The following is a 15,574-nucleotide window of genomic DNA, read 5'->3' as shown; positions in this document are numbered from 1 at the left end:
CCGCGGACCAGCGGGTAACCCGGTTGAGTGGCAGCATGAGCGGTTCGCGCATTGTGGCACTCGGCCACTACCAGCCCCCGAAGGTCCTCAGCAACGACGACCTGGCGGTGCTGGTCGACACCGATGACGAGTGGATCCGCAGCCGGGTGGGGATCCGGACCCGGCACATCGCCGAGGGCGAGACCCTGGTCGACCTCGCCACCGAGGCGGCCCAGAAGGCGCTGGCCAAGAGCGGCCGGTCGGCCTCCGACGTCGACCTGATCGTGGTCGCCACCTGTACCGCGGTCGAGCGCAGCCCCAACACCGCTGCCGCCGTCGCCGCCCGCCTCGGTGTGCGCGCCCCGGCCGCCTACGACATCAACACGGTCTGCTCGGGCTTCTCGTACGCGCTGGCCACCGCCGACCACGCGATCCGGGCCGGCGCGGCGCGGCTCGCGCTGGTGATCGGTGCCGAGCGGATGTCGGACACCATCGACTGGACCGACCGGACCACCTGTGTGATCTTCGGTGACGGCGCCGGCGCCGCGGTCGTGGAGGCCCAGGAGGAGGGCGCCGAGCCCGGTATCGGCCCGGTGGTGTGGGGTTCGGAGCCGGAGAAGAGCGATGCCGTGGTGATCACCGGCTGGGACCCGGTGATCAGCCAGCAGGGCCAGTCGGTGTTCCGCTGGGCCACCACCCAGATCGCCCCGCTGGCCCGCCGCACCTGCGAGCAGGCCGGTATCGACCCGTCCGAGCTCAAGGGCTTCGTGCCGCACCAGGCCAATCTCCGGATCATCGACGCGATCGCCGCCAAGCTCGGCGCCCCCGACGCGGTGGTCGCCCGGGACGTGGTGGAGTCCGGCAACACCTCGGCCGCGTCCATCCCGCTGGCCTTCTCCAAGCTGGTCGAGCGCGGCGAGCTGTCGCCCGGCGACCCGGTGCTGCTCTTCGGCTTCGGCGGCGGCCTGGCGTACGCCGGGCAGGTCGTGCGCTGCCCCTAGAGAGCCCTAGAGAGCCCTGGAGGGCCCTTTACGGCCACGGACGCACACATGCCGGTGGGCGGGCACCCCTTGTGAGGGGCGCCCGCCCACCGGCATGTCTGGCGCGCTGCGGTACGTCGGCGGACCTCCCCCGAGGACACGGCCGCCGTCCGCCGTTCCCCGGACAGGAGGCCGGGGCTGCGCGCGGAGCGGATGGGTGGGTAGGCGGATCGGTCTACTTGGGCGGCTTCTTGCCGGTGACACCCAGGTACACCAGGGGAGCGAGGCTGGGCTTGAGGTCCTTGACCTTGACGCCCCAGGAGGTGAAGGCCTTCTGGTGCTCGGCCGCCGAGGCGAGCAGCGAGACCAGGGATCCGGCGACGGCGGCCGCGTCGAGCGACTTGTCCGCCTGGTTCTTCGCCTGGAGTTCCTTGATGGCCTCCGTGAGCGGCTTGGCGACCGCGTTGAGGACCGTCATGCGGATCTTGAAGAACCGCTTGTCCCCTTCGGCGGCACCGAGCGTGACCACTCGGAGAATGGCGTCGTTCTTGCGCCAGAAGGCGAGGAATCCGTCGACCAGTTCTTCCGAAGTGGCCGAGCCGGACTTCCCTGCCCAGGACTTTCCGGCCACCAGCTCTTTGAGGGTGTCGGCGTCCTTGGCCATTTCCTCGGCGATTTCGAGGACAGCGCCCTCGACATCCGGGAAGTACTGGTAGAAGGTCGCGGGGGAGGTACCCGCCATACGGGCGACGTCGATGACCTTGACGTCCCGATAGGGCGACGTGCTGAGCATCTCGCGGAGGCAGTCGAGCAGCTTCTGCCGCGTCTCCTGTCCGCGTCGCCCGGCGACGCGACCGTCGACGGTGCGAACTTGTCCTGTCATGCCGTCAGCTTACCGTGGCACGATCTTGGCGCGATTCGGTGATGCGACTATTACTCCGCCCGGGGGTTGGTATAGGGGGCGTGAAGCGCTTTGGACGGATATTCATCACCCCCCGGAGGCCCTGTTGAAGCCCCCCCGTGTGCTTATGACCCCACAGCGTGACGGCGAGTCCGCTGAGGGGTGATCGAGTGACAGAGCGTGACGATCGCGGGCCGGGTGTGACGTGGCCCGCGAAAAAGTTCCGGGCGTGTCGCACGCAAGCCGCAGCCGGAGCGGGCGTCAGAATCCGGCCGTTCCGGAGGCGCTGACCGGACGGTGAGCGGCCGCCGGCCGACGGCCGCTCCCGGGCCGGATCAGAGCGGGGGAGGTTGGAGATGACCCGGGCGGCATTGGAGAATCGGGTCCGGCACCCCGCGGCGGGTGCGGAAGACGGGGAGGTGGCAGCGAGTGGACCAGCTGACGGCGCACGATCCGAGGCGGATCGGGCCCTTCGAGGTGCTGGGGCGGCTCGGCGCGGGCGGGATGGGGCTGGTCTACCTGGCGCGCTCCGCGTCCGGCCGGCGGGTGGCCATCAAGACCGTCCGGGGCGAGCTGGCCGAGGACGAGCTGTTCCGGGTCCGCTTCGCCCGGGAGATCGCGGCCGCCAAGACCGTCGGCGGCTTCTACACCGCGGCCGTGGTGGACGCCGACGCCGACGCCCGGGTGCCCTGGCTGGCCACCGCGTACGTCCCGGCGCCGTCCCTGGAGGACCTGGTCGGCGAGTGCGGGCCGCTGCCGGTGGGCGCGGTGCGCTGGCTGATCGCGGGCATCGCCGAGGCGCTGCAGTCCATCCACGCCGTCGGGCTGATCCACCGCGACCTCAAGCCCTCCAACGTACTGGTGGTCGAGGACGGTCCGCGGGTGATCGACTTCGGCATCGCCGCCGGTGTCTCGCACACCCGGCTCACCATGACCAACGTCGCCGTCGGCACCCCGGCGTACATGTCGCCCGAGCAGGCCCGCGACAGCCGCAGTGTCAGGGGTGCCAGCGACGTCTTCTCGCTCGGTTCGCTGCTGGTGTTCTGCGCCACCGGACACCCGCCCTACCGGGGCGGCAACCCGGTCGAGACGGTCTTCCAGCTGCTGCGCGACCAGCCCGACCTCTCCGGCCTGCCGGCCGAGCTGGTGGACCTGGTGCGCGCCTGCATGCGGCCGTCGCCCGAGCACCGGCCGACCCCGGCGCAGATCCAGGCCGAACTGGCCCCGCACCTGTTCTCCCGGGACGACGCCTCCGGCGAGGCGGGCGACTGGCTGCCTCCCAACGCGCTGGAGCTGATCGAGCGCAAGCGCAGCCGCCGTCAGGTGCCGTCGGCGTCCGCTTCCGCGCCGGCCGTCCCGCCGCAGGGTGTCCCGCCGCAGGGCGCCGTACCGCAGGGCGCCGTACCGCCGGGCACCGCGCCGCTGCGCCCGGCCGAGCCGCCGCAGGCCGTCCCGACGTACGGGTACCCGCCGCAGCGGCCGGTGTCGCTGGAGCGCCCCGGCCAGGACGGCCCGGGCACCCGGCACCCCGGCGGGCCGCACGCCCCGCTCGCGGCCGGGCCGGTGCACGCCGCGCCGGTCCACCGGGGGGCGGACGCCGAGGCCGCCACCGAGAAGATCTCCGCCCGCCGCCGCCACCGCGCCCCCGGTGCCGCGGAGGACGTCGCCGAGGTGCGGCTGTCCGGTGCCTCGGTACGGATAGGCCCGGGGCCGCGCGCCGAGCAGACCGGGCCGGGCGACGCGCCCGCCGAGACCGACTGGGTCCGCCGGATCACCCCGCCGCCGGTGCCGGCCGCCCGCTGGCGGCCCTGGCGGTTCCGGATGTCCAGCGACGTCTGGGGCACCCCGGTGGTCGCCGGCGGCACCCTCTTCGTCTCCAGCCTCGAGGTGCACGCCCTCGACATCGCGTCCGGTCAGCGCCGCTACAAGACCCTGGACGTGGCCTGGGCGCTCGCGGTGGACGCCGGCCGGGTGCACGCGGCCGACGGCCCGCACCTGTACACGGTGGACGTGGCGGACGGCACCGAGCGCTGGCGCAGCTCGCTGGACGGCTGGGTGTACTCGCTGGACGCCGCCGACGGCGTGCTCTGCTGCGGCATCCGGGGCGGCGGGGTGCGGCTGCGCTCGGCGGCCGGCGGCGCCGAGCTGTGGCGTGCCGACGACGCCCAGCAGAACTACGAGAACCCGCAGTCGGGGCCGGCCCTGGTGGCGGGTGCCGCGTACTACTACGGCGGCGGGCGGCTGCGCTGCGTGGACCCGCGCGGCGCGGGCCTGCGCTGGTCCTTCCCGGTCGGCGAGGACGTGCCCTCCCGCCCGGCCGAGCGGGCCGGGGTGCTGTACGTGACGGCCGGTACCCGGGTGTACGCGCTGGACGCGGCGACCGGCGCCGAGCGCTGGCGCTTCGAGGCCCCGGTGGTGCTGTTCACCCCGCCGGCGCTGGACGCGGACGCGGTGTACGTCGCCGACTACCTCGGCACGGTGTACGCGCTGGACGCGGCCACCGGCCGGGACCGCTGGCGCGGGGTCACCGGCAACCGGCAGGGCGCCGAGCCGGTGGTGGTCGGCGACGGCCTGGCACTGCTGGCCAGCGGCGAGGTGCTGTACGCCTTCGAGGCGGCCACCGGCCGGGAGCGCTGGCGCTACACCGCGCGGGGCGAGATCGTCGGTTCCCCGGCGGTCGCCGACGGCCTGGTCCACCTCGGCAGCCGGGACCACTCGCTGCACACCCTGGACCTGGCGAGCGGTCAGCTGCGCTGGGAGCTGGGGACCAAGGGCGAGCTGACCGGCTCACCGGTGGCGGTCGGCGGGCGGGTGTTCGTCGGCAGCAAGGACCGCTGCGTCTACGCGCTGGACGCCTTCTACGGCACGGCGGTGCCACCGCACTGACGGGCGGGCGGGCCTGCGGGCGGGGCTACCGCCGGCGGGCCCGCGGGTGGCGGGCGCACCAGCCCTCCCAGGCCGAGGCGACCATCTCCTCGACGCCGTACCTGGCGCTCCAGCCCAGCTCGCGGCGGATCAGCTCGGCGGAGGCCACCACCCGGGCCGGGTCGCCCGGCCGGCGCGGGGCGATCTCGCCGGTGGCGTCGTAGCCGGTGACCCGGCCGATCACGTCCAGCATCTCCTTGACGCTGACGCCCTCGCCGCGGCCGATGTTGAGGACCAGCGAGGTCTCGCCGGGCGGGTCGGCGGCGAGCCGCCGGGCGGCCGCCACATGGGCCGAGGCGATGTCGGAGACGTGGATGAAGTCCCGGACGCAGGTGCCGTCGGGGGTCGGGTAGTCGGCACCGAAGATCTGCGGGGCCCGGCCGGCCGTGAGCCGTTCGAAGACCATCGGGATCAGGTTGAACACGCCCTCGTCGGACAGCTCGGGCGAGGCCGCGCCCGCCACGTTGAAGTAGCGCAGGGAGGCGGTGGAGATGCCGTGGGCCCGGCCGGCGGCCGCGGCCAGCCACTCGCCGGCCAGCTTGGTCTCGCCGTACGGGTTCATCGGCGCGCAGGGCGCGGACTCGGTGACCAGCTCGGTGTCCGGCATGCCGTAGACGGCGGCGGAGGAGGAGAAGAGGAAGCGCCGTACGCCCGCCTCGGCGACCGCCTCCAGCACGTTCTGCAGGCCGGTCAGGTTCTCCCGGTAGTAGAAGAACGGCCGCTCGACCGACTCGCCGACCCTCTTCTTCGCGGCGAAGTGCAGGACGCCCCGCACGTCGTGCGCGCGGATCGCCGCGTCCAGGGCGGCCCGGTCCAGTGTGGAGCCCTCGACCAGGGCGACGCCCGGCGGCAGCCGGGTGGGGTCACCGGTACTGAGGTCGTCCAGCACGGCCACCCGCTCGCCGGCCGCCACGAGCTGGTGCACCACGTGCCTGCCGATGTATCCGGCGCCACCGGTGATCAACCAAGTCATGGCCCCGATCCTAAGGCGCCCGGGTGCCGGGCGAGTCGGGCCTCAGATTCGGGCATATCGGTGAAATGCTGACAAAGATCTCTGTAGTGGGAAACCTGCGATCCGGGTGACCCCCGTGTGGCGATGGAATCGGAGGCAGCCAAGGTGAACCGCAAGAAGGAAGCCACCCGCCCGTTCCCGGTCCGGCCGCGCCCGGCCGGGCGCGTGCCGCTCACCGCCCGCCTGGTCGTCCCCGGGGTGGCCGCCGCGCTGGCGGCACTGGTGGTGGCCGGATGCAGCAGCGGATCGTCCTCCTCCTCGTCGGCCGCCCCGGCGACCGGTTCGGCCCCGGCGTCCGCCTCGGCGTCGTCCGTGGCGAACGGCAACCAGCTCCAGAACGCGTACCAGAAGGTGATCGCCGACGTCCTGCCCTCGGTGGTGCAGATCACCACCGCCAACGGCCTCGGCTCCGGCATCGTCTACGACGACAAGGGCGACATCGTCACCAACGCCCATGTGGTCGGCACCGCCGGCACCTTCGCCGTCACCCTGGCCAACAGCACCAAGGCCCTCGACGCCAGCCTGGTCGCCAGCTACCCCGACTCCGACCTCGCGGTGATCAAGCTGTCCAGCCCGCCGAAGGATCTCAAACCGGCCACCTTCGGGGACTCCACCAAGGTCGAGCTGGGCCAGATCACCCTCGCCATGGGCAGCCCGCTCGGGCTCTCCAGCAGCGTCACCCAGGGCATCGTCTCGGCCACCGGCCGGACCGTCTCCGAGCCCAACGAGGGGGCCTCTCCGGGCGCCACCATCGGCAACATGGTGCAGACCTCGGCCGCGATCAACCCGGGCAACAGCGGCGGTGCGCTGGTCAACCTGGACAGCCAGGTGATCGGCATCAACACGCTCGCCGCCACCGAGCCCGAGGCCAACGGCGCCGCCGCGCCCGGTATCGGCTTCGCCATCCCGGCGTCCACCATCACCAGCATCGCGGACCAGCTGATCAAGGACGGCAAGGTCACCAACTCCGGCCGGGCCGCGCTGGGCATCACCGCGCGGACCTTCTTCGACCAGAAGTTCCGCCCGGCGGGTGCCGCGATCGTGGCGGTCACCTCCGGCGGCCCGGCCGCCGCGGCGGGCCTCCAGGTCGGGGATGTGATCACCAAGATCGACGACACCCCGGTCGACTCGCTGAACTCGCTCACCACCGCGCTGGCCTCGCTCACCCCGGGCAGCAAGGTCACCGTCACCTACGTCCGGGACGGCCAGAGCAGGACCGCCGACGTCACCCTGGGCACCCTGGCCACCCCGTAGGCCCCGTACGGCGGCCGGCCCGCAGCCGCGCAAGGGCCGCGCGGGCCGGCCGCCGTACGGGCGGAAGGAGCCGGGACCTCGTCACTGCCTCGACGAGGTCCCGGCTCTCGGCGTACCGGCGGGCTCGCGCCGCCCGGAGTCAGCGGCGGGCGGTGCGGGTCCGCCAGGGGAGCTCGATGGTCACCGTGGTCGGGCCGCCGTCCGGGCTCTCCACCAGGAACACCCCGTCGACCGCGCGGACCCGCTCGGCCAGACCGGCCAGGCCGCTGCCCGGGTAGGCGGCGGCCCCGCCCTTGCCGTCGTCCTGGACCAGCAGCATCAGCTGGTCACCGGCCCGCCAGGCGTCGACCGTGGCGGTGCGGGCACCGGAGTGCTTGGAGACATTGGTCAGCAGCTCGCTGACGGTGAAGTAGGCGATGCCCTCGACCGCCGAGTCCGGGCGCTCCACGGCGCCGTCGTCGCCCTTCAGCTCGACCTGCACCCGCACCCCGCCCGGCACGGTGCAGCGGGCGGCCACCGCGGAGAGCGCCGCGTCCAGGCCGCGGTCGGTGAGCACCGCCGGGTGGATGCCCCGGGCCAGGTCGCGCAGTTCCTGCAGGGCGAGCTTCACCTCGCCGTGCGCGTTGTCGACCATTCTGGCGGCGGCGGCCACGTCGTCGGGCGTCTCGGTCTCCTTCAGCCGCTCCTTCGCCAGGCCCAGATCCATCGCCAGCGCCACCAGCCGGGCCTGGGCGCCGTCGTGCAGATCGCGCTCGATCCGGCGCAGGTCGGCGGCGGCGGTGTCGACCACCGTGCCGCGGTCGTCCTCCAGCTCGCGCACCCGCTCGGACAGCGCGCCGGGGTAGAGCAGGAGCTCCACCAGCATCCGGTCCACCGCGGCCTGGAAGCGGACCACCCACGGCAGGACCGGCCAGCCGACGATCACACAGATCAGTGTCACCGTGAAGCTCAGCACGCCCCAGGGCAGCAGCAGGATGTTGTACAGGGCCGAGCGCCAGCTCAGCGCGTCGGTCAGGTGGGCGACCGCGTAGCCCATGGCACCCGGCCTGGTCCGGCGCACCGGCTCCGGCTCGGTCACGCCGGAGTCGTACGCGGACCGGGCCCGGCGCCGGGCGAACGCGCCCAGGCCCCGGCAGCCGGCCAGCCCGGCGGCCAGCAGCGGCAGGCCGACCACCGTGATCGACAGCGCCAGCCCGATGCTCAGCATCGCGAAGGTGAAGACGAACCCCATGATGCCGAGCGGCAGGTTGAACATCAGCTGCCCGGCCTGCTTCCACATCCGCGCGCCGTACAGCGGGGCACGTCCGATGCGCGCGTCCTGCTCTCTGATGGCATCCGCGGCGCGGCGGTGCAGAGGCTTCATCTGGATCTACCGTCCCTCTTGATCGAGCTGGTGGTCCAAGCTTCCCCGGAGGGGGCGGGGCGTGGCCATGGGGGTGATACGTCTCCCCGGGCGGGGGTTAACCCCACCTTCGGGGGAGACCGCCGTGCGGCGCCGGGGTGTCCACGGGTTGTCCACCGGCCGTCTTGCGGATCGGGCGGGGTGCGGGGGTGGGGAGCCGTGCACTTAGACTCACGCATTGGCGATGGTTATGACTGTGTAAAGAAACGTCGTAGAACTGCCTTGTAGGGCGGTTTTCACGGCCGATGTGGAGGCGAAGGCATGGAGGGGCAGCAGGCGGCTGCCGTCGCGGCCGACCCGGCGGTCGGCAGCGGCTACTTCGACGCGTATGCCGCGATGGGCCTGCTCGCCGTCGTCGGCGTGCTCTTCGTCGCCGTGGCGTTCACCGCCAACCGGCTGCTGCGGCCGGTGGTGTACTCGCCGGAGAAGCTCCTCGCCTACGAGTGCGGCGTGGACCCGGTGGGGGAGGACTGGGCGCACACGCAGGTCCGCTACTACGTCTACGCCTTCCTGTACGTGATCTTCGCGGTCGACGCGATCTACCTGTTCCCGTGGGCGACCGTCTTCGCCGCCGACGGGTACGGCGCCGGGACGCTGATCGAGATGTTCGTCTTCATCGGCTTCCTCGCGGTCGGGCTGCTTTACGCCTGGAAGAAGGGCGTTCTGGAATGGACGTGACGCACAACCACTCGCACGGGCACGGCGCCGCCGGCGGCCCCGTCCCGCTGGGCCTCCCGGACCCGTCGCGCCCCGGCGCCGCGGTCGAGCCGCACGGTATCGGCCCGCTGGCCAGGCTCGCGCCGGACCCGGTCAAGGTCGTGCTCAACTGGGGCCGCCGCTACAGCCTCTGGTGCTTCAACTTCGGCCTGGCCTGCTGCGCGATCGAGTTCATCGCCGCGTCCATGGCCAAGCACGACTTCATCCGGATGGGTGTCATTCCGTTCGCGCCCGGGCCGCGCCAGGCCGATCTGATGATCGTCTCGGGGACGGTGACGGACAAGATGGCGCCCGCCGTCAAGCGCCTCTACGAGCAGATGCCCGAGCCGAAGTACGTCATCTCCTTCGGCGCCTGCTCCAACTCCGGTGGCCCGTACTGGGACTCCTACTCCGTCACCAAGGGCGTGGACCAGATCATCCCGGTCGACGTCTACGTACCCGGCTGCCCGCCCCGGCCGGAGGCGCTGCTCCAGGGCATCCTCAAGCTCCAGGAGAAGATCGCCGCCGAATCGCTGCCCGCCCGCTACGCCGCGCCCGCCGCGGCGCTGCGGCGTCCGCTGGTGGCCGGCCCGGCACCCGAGGGAGGGGCCTCATGAGCACCGCCGAGCAGTACGCGGCGTCGGTCGGCGAGTGGGCCACCGGCGCCGAGGCATACGGGCTGATCACCGTCGACGTGCCCGCCGAGCACTGGATCGAGGCGCTGACCGCCGCCCGGGACGGGCTGGGCCTGGCCTTCTTCGACTGGCTGAGCGCCGTCGACGAGCTGGCCGAGGGCTTCTCCGTGGTCGCGCACCTGGCCGCCCCGGAAGCCCCCGGCGTGCGCCACCTGGTGCTGCGCACCCGGGTACCGCGTGACAAGGCCGCGCTGCCGACCGCCGTGGCGGTGTACGCCGGTGCCGCCTGGCACGAGCGCGAGACCCACGAGATGTTCGGCATCGACTTCCCCGGGCACCCCTACCTGGCCACCCTGCTGCTGCCGGACGGCTTCGAGGGGTACCCGCTGCGCAAGGAGTTCGTCCTCGCGGCCCGGGTCGCCAAGGCCTGGCCGGGTGCCAAGGAGCCGGGCGAGTCCGACCACGGCGACGGGCCGGCGCGACGCAAGATGCAGCCGGCCGGTGTGCCGGACCCGAACGAGTGGGGGCCGCTCAAGGGCACCCTGCCGCCGGTCGCCGAGCGGCCCGCGCGTGGCGCGCGGGCGGCGGGGGCGGCGCGTACGCCGCGGGCCGCGGCCGGTGCGGCGGCCGGTGCTGGTGCGGCCGGTGCCGAGGGTGCCGCGCCGGTGCGGGCGGATCGTCCGAGGCGGACCAGGACTGTCGGCGAGGGGTCGGTCAGCCAGGGCGGCGAGGGTGCCGCCGAGGGCACGCCCGCGGCCGAGGGTGCCGCGCCGGTGCGGGCGGATCGTCCGAGGCGGACCAGGACCGTCGGCGAGGGGTCGGTCAGCCAGGCCGCCGAGGCCGCCGGGCCTGCCGCATCCGCTGAGCCCGTTGCGCCCGCTGAGCCCGCTGAGCCCGCTGAGCCCGCCGAGGCTGCCGCGCCCGCTGAGCCCGCCGAGGACGCCGAGCCGAAGCCGGAGCGGTCGGCGCCCGCCCGTACCCGGTCCGCCGACGCGCCCTGGCACTCGCCGGTGCCCGCGCACGACGAGCCCGGGAGCGCGGCGGAACCGGACGGCGCGGAGCAGCCCGGGACCGGGAGCGAGAAGCCGGCCGCACCGGCCGACCAGGACGGAGACAGCGCGTGAACCTGCTCGACACGTTGCTGCGCTGCGTCGCCACGCTCGTCGTCTTCCTCACCCTCCCCCTGGTCATCGGCCAGACCGAGCACAAGGTGATGGCGCACATGCAGGGCCGCCTCGGCCCGATGTACGCCGGCGGCTTCCACGGCTGGGCGCAGCTCGTCGCCGACGGCGTGAAGTTCGCGCAGAAGGAGGACATCGTCCCGGCCGGGGCGGACCGCCGGATCTTCCAGCTGGCGCCCGCCGTCTCGCTGCTGCCGTACCTGTTCGTGCTGCTCGCGATCCCGGTGGGCCCGGACGGCTTCGTCGGCCAGGCGGTGGACGCCGGCCTGTTCTTCGTCCTCGCCGTGCTCGGCGTCGGCGTGCTCGGCAAGCTGATGGCCGGCTGGGCCTCGGCGAACAAGTTCTCCCTGCTCGGCGGCCTACGCACGGCCGCGCAGCTGATGTCGTACGAGCTGCCGATGGTGCTCGCCGCCGCCTCCGTCGCGATGGCCGCCGGGACGCTGTCGCTGCCCGGGATCATGGACGCCTGGCAGTGGTACTGGATCCCGTGGCAGATCATCGGCGCGTTCGTGTTCTTCACGGCCGGCCTCGCGGAGCTCCAGCGCCCGCCGTTCGACATGCCGGTCGCCGACTCGGAGATCATCTTCGGCGCGTACACCGAGTACACCGGCCTGCGCTTCGCGCTGTTCCTGCTCTCCGAGTACGTGGGCATCCTGGTGGTGTCCGCGCTGACCGCGGTGCTGTTCCTGGGCGGCTGGCACGGCCCGCTGCCGGACCAGCTCGGCTGGCTGTGGACGATCCTGAAGACCTTCGCGCTGGCCTTCGTGGTGATCTGGCTGCGGGTCACCTTCCCGCGGCTGCGCGAGGACCAGCTGATGCGCTTCGCGTGGCTCGTGCTGATCCCGCTCGCCCTCGTCCAGCTCGCCCTCACCGGCATCATCAAGGTGGCGATCTCATGAGCTTCCCCGGCGCCGGCCTGGCCAAGGGCCTGGCCGTCACTCTGCGGACGATGACGAAGAAGAGCGTCACCGCGCAGTACCCCGAGGTGCAGCCCGCGCTGCCGCCGCGCTCGCGCGGCGTGATCGCGCTGCTGGAGGAGAACTGCACGGTCTGCATGCTCTGCGCCCGGGAGTGCCCGGACTGGTGCATCTACATCGACTCCCACAAGGAGACGCTGCCGGCCGCCGACCCGAACGCCCGCGCCCGCACCCGCAATGTGCTGGACCGGTTCGCCATCGACTTCTCGCTCTGCATGTACTGCGGGATCTGCATCGAGGTCTGCCCGTTCGACGCGTTGTTCTGGTCGCCCGAGTTCGAGTACGCGGAGACCGACATCCTGGAACTGACCCATGAGCGGGACAGGCTCCGCGAGTGGATGTGGACCGTCCCGGCGCCACCGGCGCTGGACCCGGCGGCCGAGGAGCCCAAGGAGATCGCCACCGCGCGCAAGGCGGCGGACAAGCTGGCCGCCGCCGCTGCCGCCGCGGCTTCGGACGAGGAAGGTGCCGCGGAATGAGCCCGCTGCTGCTCGCCGCGACCGGGCCGCTGGATCCGGCCGCCCGGTCCTTCCTCTCCCCGACCGGGGTGGAGATCGTCTTCCTGCTGGTCGGCATCGCCGTGCTCGGCTCGGCCGTGGTCGCCGTCACCACCAGGCAGCTGGTGCACGCCGCGCTCTGGCTGGTCGTCGCGCTCGGCGGGCTGGCGGTGGAGTTCCTGCTGCTCACCGCCGAGTTCATCGCCTGGGTGCAGGTGCTGATCTACCTCGGCTCGGTGGTCGTGCTGGTGCTGTTCGGGCTGATGCTCACCAAGGCGCCGATCGGGCGCTCGCCGGACGCCGACTCGGGCAACCGGTGGGTGGCCCTGGTGGTGGCGCTGGCTTCGGCCGGCACCCTGGTGACGCTGGTCGTGGACGCCTTCCGGACCTCCTGGATCGACCTCGGTGCGGGCGGCGGCTCGGCGGCCGTGACGGGCGCGAGCCTGTTCCGGACCTGGGTACTGCCCTTCGAGGCGCTCTCGGTGCTGCTGCTGGCGGCGCTGGTCGGGGCGATCGTGCTGTCGCGCGGGGCCGGGCGGCGGGTGCCGCCGCCCCGGGCCGGCCGACTGCGGGCCGGGCGGCCGGTGGGGTCCAACGTGACCGTCGCCGCCGCCGCGGCGAAGGCCGCCGGTACGCCCGGGGCGCCGGCCGGTCCCGCCTCGACGACCCCGCCGCAGGAGGGCTGATGCATCTCGCCTACCCCGTCGTCCTCGCCGCGCTGCTGTTCAGCGTCGGCGTGTACGGCGTGCTCGCCCGGCGCAACGTCGTCCTGGTGCTGATGTCGGTCGAGCTGATGCTCAACGCCGTCAACCTCAACCTCGTCGCCTTCGACGCCTGGCTGCGCGACTCACTCCACGCCGGCCAGGCGCTCACCCTGTTCACCATCACCATCGCCGCCGCCGAGATCGGTCTCGGGCTCGCCATCGTCCTGCTGCTGTTCCGGGCCCGGGGCACCGCGGACATCGACAGGGTCACCGCGCTCGGCGACCCGTCCGAGTCCACCGCCGAGGGGGCGCCCGCCGGCGCCGAGGCGCTGAAGGGCCAGGCCGCCGTATGAACCTCGCCCTGCCCGCCCTCGTCCCCGCCCTGCCCGCGCTCGGCGCCGCGGCCACCCTGGCCACCGGCCGGCGCGCCCCGGGCCTGGCCCGGCCGCTGGCGATCGTGCCGGTCGCGGTCTCGGCCGTGCTGGCCCTGGTCGTCGCGCTCCAGCTCGGCACCGGCCAGACGCTTGACGCCGCCACCCGGCTCACCCCGACCGGCGGCCCCGACATCGCGCTCGGTATCCACCTGGACGGCTTCAGCTCGCTGATCTCCGTCCTGGTCGGCCTGGTCGCCACCTGTGTGCAGGTCTACTCGACCGCCTACCTCAAGGACGACCCGCGCTACCCGTCCTACGCGGCGCTGGTCTCGCTGTTCACGGCGGCGATGTTCCTGGTCGTCTACTCGGGCGACCTGATCGTGCTGCTGGTCGGCTGGGAGGTCATGGGCATCTGCTCGTACTTCCTGATCGGCCACCACTGGGAGACCGCCGACGCCCGTTCGGCCTCGCTGAAGGCCTTCCTGGTCACCAAGCTCGGCGACGTGCCGTTCCTGTTCGGCATCTTCCTGCTCGGCGCCGACGCCGGAAGCTTCCGGATCCCCGACGTGCTGACCGCGGCCACCGACGGGCGGCTCGGCCACCCGACGCTGATCGCGCTGCTGCTGCTCGCCGGTGTGGCCGGCAAGAGCGCGCAGTTCCCGCTGCACACCTGGCTCCCGGACGCGATGGCCGGCCCGACGCCGGTCTCCGCGCTGATCCACGCCGCCACCATGGTCGCGGCCGGCATCTACCTGGTCGCCCGGCTGCTGCCGGTCTTCCTGCTCTCGGGCGCGGCGCTGGTCGTGCTCGCGGTGATGGCCGCCGTGACGATGATCGGCTCGGCGCTCTGCGCGCTCGCCCAGGACGACCTCAAACGGGTGCTCGCCTACTCGACCGTCGGCCAGCTCGGCTACATGGCCGGCGCGCTGGCCAGTGGCGACCGCGAGGCGTCCGTCTTCCACCTGGTCAGCCACGGCGCGTTCAAGGCGCTGCTGTTCCTGGCCGCCGGTGTGGTGATCCACGCCGCGCACACCAACTCGATCTCCGCGATGTCCCGGATGCCGGGGCTGCGCAGGCGCGTCCCGGACGCCTACTGGACGATGGGCATCGCGCTGGTCGCCCTGGTCGGGCTGCCGCCGTTCTCCGGCTTCTTCAGCAAGGAGGCGGTGCTGACCGCGGCCGAGCACGCCGCCAACGGCGAGGCGCTGACCAACGGCCTCGGCCCGGCCTCGGCCGTGCCGCAGACGGCCGGCTGGATCGTGCTGATCTCGGCCGGGCTCACCGCGCTGATCACCGCCGCGTACGCGACCCGGCTGTTCCTGGTGGCGTTCCACGGCCCGGCGGCCGCCGCCGGTGCTGCCGCTCCCGCCGCGGCCGCCGGGCCGGAGGCGGACGCGCCGTACTCGCCCGAGGTGGACGAGGCCGACCCGGCCACCGCCGAGCCGCCCGCGATGCGCTGGCCGCTCTGGGTGCTCGCCGTCCCGACCATGGGCTTCGGCGTCGCCGGCCTGCGCTCCGACTGGCTGCCCGCGCTGCTGGACGGCGGCTCGCTGCGGCCGTCGGCGGTCACCGCGGTGACCGGCACCGGCCTCGCCCTGGTGGGCGTGCTGCTGGCGTACGGGGCCTGGCGGTCGGCGACCGCACGGCTCGGCGCGGGCCGGCCGGCCCGCGCCGCCGAGGGCCGGGTGCCCGGGCAGGCCGGTGCCCCGGCCGCCGAGGTGATCGTCGCCGACCCCGGGCGCACCCTGCTCGGCCCGCTGTTCGGCCCGGCCCGGCACGGCTTCGGCGTCGACCGCCTCTACAGCACGCTGTTCGTCCGCCCGGTGACCGCCGCCGCGCGGCTCGTCCGCTTCCTCGACCGCGAGGTCGTCGAGACGTACGTCCGCAGCGGCGGGCTCGGCGCCAACCTGCTCGGCCGGGCCGTCCGGCTGGCGCAGACCGGCAACGCGCAGACCTACCTCAGCGCGCTGCTCGCCGGCGTCGTGCTGCTGGCCGTCCTGGTGGCGGTGTAGCGCATGCCCCAGCCGACCCACCCCGTCCAGCCGACCGCAGCCCGT

General features: G+C 73.4%; 14 protein-coding genes. 11 read left to right on the top strand and 3 right to left on the bottom strand.

Translation table 11 applies throughout. From position 1 onward, the window contains the following. Nucleotides 1-35: 35 nt before the first annotated feature. Nucleotides 36-980, top strand: a complete 945-nt coding sequence (locus ACIQIB_RS01840; protein WP_363605932.1) for a beta-ketoacyl-ACP synthase III — start codon at nt 36-38, stop codon at nt 978-980. Nucleotides 981-1,194: 214 nt separating this feature from the next. Here the strand turns inward: ACIQIB_RS01840 and ACIQIB_RS01835 are convergent, their stop codons facing one another. Next, nucleotides 1,195-1,842, bottom strand: coding sequence for a TetR family transcriptional regulator (locus ACIQIB_RS01835; protein ID WP_363605931.1), 648 nt, complete (start codon nt 1,840-1,842; stop codon nt 1,195-1,197). Between the two features lie 447 nt (nt 1,843-2,289). On the opposite strand from ACIQIB_RS01835, the gene ACIQIB_RS01830 reads away from it, so the two are divergent. Further along, the gene (locus ACIQIB_RS01830) at nt 2,290-4,746 is read left to right on the top strand and encodes a PQQ-binding-like beta-propeller repeat protein (RefSeq protein ID WP_400756214.1); all 2,457 of its coding nucleotides are present in this window, start codon (nt 2,290-2,292) and stop codon (nt 4,744-4,746) included. Between the two features lie 25 nt (nt 4,747-4,771). On the opposite strand, the gene galE is transcribed toward ACIQIB_RS01830, so the two are convergent. Beyond that, nucleotides 4,772-5,758 carry a UDP-glucose 4-epimerase GalE gene (gene galE / locus ACIQIB_RS01825; RefSeq protein WP_363605928.1) on the bottom strand — a complete coding sequence of 329 codons (987 nt, stop codon included), beginning with the start codon at nt 5,756-5,758 and terminating at the stop codon, nt 4,772-4,774. Between the two features lie 123 nt (nt 5,759-5,881). On the opposite strand from galE, the gene ACIQIB_RS01820 reads away from it, so the two are divergent. Further along, the gene (locus ACIQIB_RS01820; protein ID WP_363605927.1) at nt 5,882-7,051 is read left to right on the top strand and encodes a trypsin-like peptidase domain-containing protein; all 1,170 of its coding nucleotides are present in this window, start codon (nt 5,882-5,884) and stop codon (nt 7,049-7,051) included. Nucleotides 7,052-7,190: 139 nt separating this feature from the next. On the opposite strand, the gene ACIQIB_RS01815 is transcribed toward ACIQIB_RS01820, so the two are convergent. Next, nucleotides 7,191-8,330: a sensor domain-containing protein gene (locus tag ACIQIB_RS01815; RefSeq protein WP_363606057.1), complete on the bottom strand. Its 1,140-nt coding sequence runs from the start codon at nt 8,328-8,330 to the stop codon at nt 7,191-7,193. 384 nt (nt 8,331-8,714) lie between these two features. Between ACIQIB_RS01815 and ACIQIB_RS01810 the strand changes: the two genes are divergently transcribed. From ACIQIB_RS01810 to ACIQIB_RS01775, 8 genes are read left to right on the top strand one after another with little or no spacing between them, the layout of a single operon-like run. After that, nucleotides 8,715-9,131, top strand: a complete 417-nt coding sequence (locus ACIQIB_RS01810) for an NADH-quinone oxidoreductase subunit A (protein ID WP_400756212.1) — start codon at nt 8,715-8,717, stop codon at nt 9,129-9,131. Then, nucleotides 9,122-9,766 (top strand): NADH-quinone oxidoreductase subunit B family protein, encoded by a 645-nt coding sequence (locus tag ACIQIB_RS01805; protein ID WP_363605925.1) that lies wholly within the window; start codon nt 9,122-9,124, stop codon nt 9,764-9,766. The genes ACIQIB_RS01810 and ACIQIB_RS01805 overlap by 10 nt, the downstream gene beginning before the upstream one ends. Next, on the top strand, nt 9,763-10,908 hold the full coding sequence (locus ACIQIB_RS01800) for an NADH-quinone oxidoreductase subunit C (RefSeq protein ID WP_400756210.1): 1,146 nt from the start codon (nt 9,763-9,765) through the stop codon (nt 10,906-10,908). The genes ACIQIB_RS01805 and ACIQIB_RS01800 overlap by 4 nt, the downstream gene beginning before the upstream one ends. Nucleotides 10,909-10,910: 2 nt before the next feature. After that, nucleotides 10,911-11,864 carry a complex I subunit 1 family protein gene (locus ACIQIB_RS01795; RefSeq protein WP_363606055.1) on the top strand — a complete coding sequence of 318 codons (954 nt, stop codon included), beginning with the start codon at nt 10,911-10,913 and terminating at the stop codon, nt 11,862-11,864. Continuing rightward, complete coding sequence (locus tag ACIQIB_RS01790) at nt 11,861-12,421, top strand: NuoI/complex I 23 kDa subunit family protein (protein WP_400756208.1); 561 nt, start codon at nt 11,861-11,863, stop codon at nt 12,419-12,421. The genes ACIQIB_RS01795 and ACIQIB_RS01790 overlap by 4 nt, the downstream gene beginning before the upstream one ends. Next, on the top strand, nt 12,418-13,125 hold the full coding sequence (locus tag ACIQIB_RS01785; RefSeq protein ID WP_363605922.1) for an NADH-quinone oxidoreductase subunit J: 708 nt from the start codon (nt 12,418-12,420) through the stop codon (nt 13,123-13,125). Before ACIQIB_RS01790 ends, ACIQIB_RS01785 begins: the two co-directional genes overlap by 4 nt. Continuing rightward, nucleotides 13,125-13,496 (top strand): NADH-quinone oxidoreductase subunit NuoK, encoded by a 372-nt coding sequence (gene nuoK, locus ACIQIB_RS01780; protein ID WP_400756207.1) that lies wholly within the window; start codon nt 13,125-13,127, stop codon nt 13,494-13,496. Before ACIQIB_RS01785 ends, nuoK begins: the two co-directional genes overlap by 1 nt. Further along, nucleotides 13,493-15,529 (top strand): NADH-quinone oxidoreductase subunit L, encoded by a 2,037-nt coding sequence (locus ACIQIB_RS01775; protein WP_400756206.1) that lies wholly within the window; start codon nt 13,493-13,495, stop codon nt 15,527-15,529. Before nuoK ends, ACIQIB_RS01775 begins: the two co-directional genes overlap by 4 nt. Nucleotides 15,530-15,574 lie beyond the last annotated feature (45 nt).

This window comes from Kitasatospora sp. NPDC092286 (assembly GCF_044755565.1).
Classification (GTDB): Bacteria; Actinomycetota; Actinomycetes; order Streptomycetales; family Streptomycetaceae; genus Kitasatospora.
The sequence above is the reverse complement of the archived record's forward strand: the minus strand, read 5'-3'. Positions and strand labels throughout refer to the sequence as shown.

Excerpts from the sequence above, each read along its gene's own strand:
- ACIQIB_RS01840 (WP_363605932.1), top strand. The coding sequence starts at position 36 with ATGAGCGGTTCGCGCATTGTGGCACTCGGCCACTACCAGCCCCCGAAG.
- ACIQIB_RS01835 (WP_363605931.1), bottom strand. The coding sequence starts at position 1,842 with ATGACAGGACAAGTTCGCACCGTCGACGGTCGCGTCGCCGGGCGACGC.
- galE (WP_363605928.1), bottom strand. The coding sequence starts at position 5,758 with ATGACTTGGTTGATCACCGGTGGCGCCGGATACATCGGCAGGCACGTG.
- ACIQIB_RS01820 (WP_363605927.1), top strand. The coding sequence starts at position 5,882 with ATGGAATCGGAGGCAGCCAAGGTGAACCGCAAGAAGGAAGCCACCCGC.
- ACIQIB_RS01815 (WP_363606057.1), bottom strand. The coding sequence starts at position 8,330 with ATGTGGAAGCAGGCCGGGCAGCTGATGTTCAACCTGCCGCTCGGCATC.
- ACIQIB_RS01810 (WP_400756212.1), top strand. The coding sequence starts at position 8,715 with ATGGAGGGGCAGCAGGCGGCTGCCGTCGCGGCCGACCCGGCGGTCGGC.
- ACIQIB_RS01805 (WP_363605925.1), top strand. The coding sequence starts at position 9,122 with ATGGACGTGACGCACAACCACTCGCACGGGCACGGCGCCGCCGGCGGC.
- ACIQIB_RS01800 (WP_400756210.1), top strand. The coding sequence starts at position 9,763 with ATGAGCACCGCCGAGCAGTACGCGGCGTCGGTCGGCGAGTGGGCCACC.
- ACIQIB_RS01790 (WP_400756208.1), top strand. The coding sequence starts at position 11,861 with ATGAGCTTCCCCGGCGCCGGCCTGGCCAAGGGCCTGGCCGTCACTCTG.
- ACIQIB_RS01785 (WP_363605922.1), top strand. The coding sequence starts at position 12,418 with ATGAGCCCGCTGCTGCTCGCCGCGACCGGGCCGCTGGATCCGGCCGCC.
- nuoK (WP_400756207.1), top strand. The coding sequence starts at position 13,125 with ATGCATCTCGCCTACCCCGTCGTCCTCGCCGCGCTGCTGTTCAGCGTC.
- ACIQIB_RS01775 (WP_400756206.1), top strand. The coding sequence starts at position 13,493 with ATGAACCTCGCCCTGCCCGCCCTCGTCCCCGCCCTGCCCGCGCTCGGC.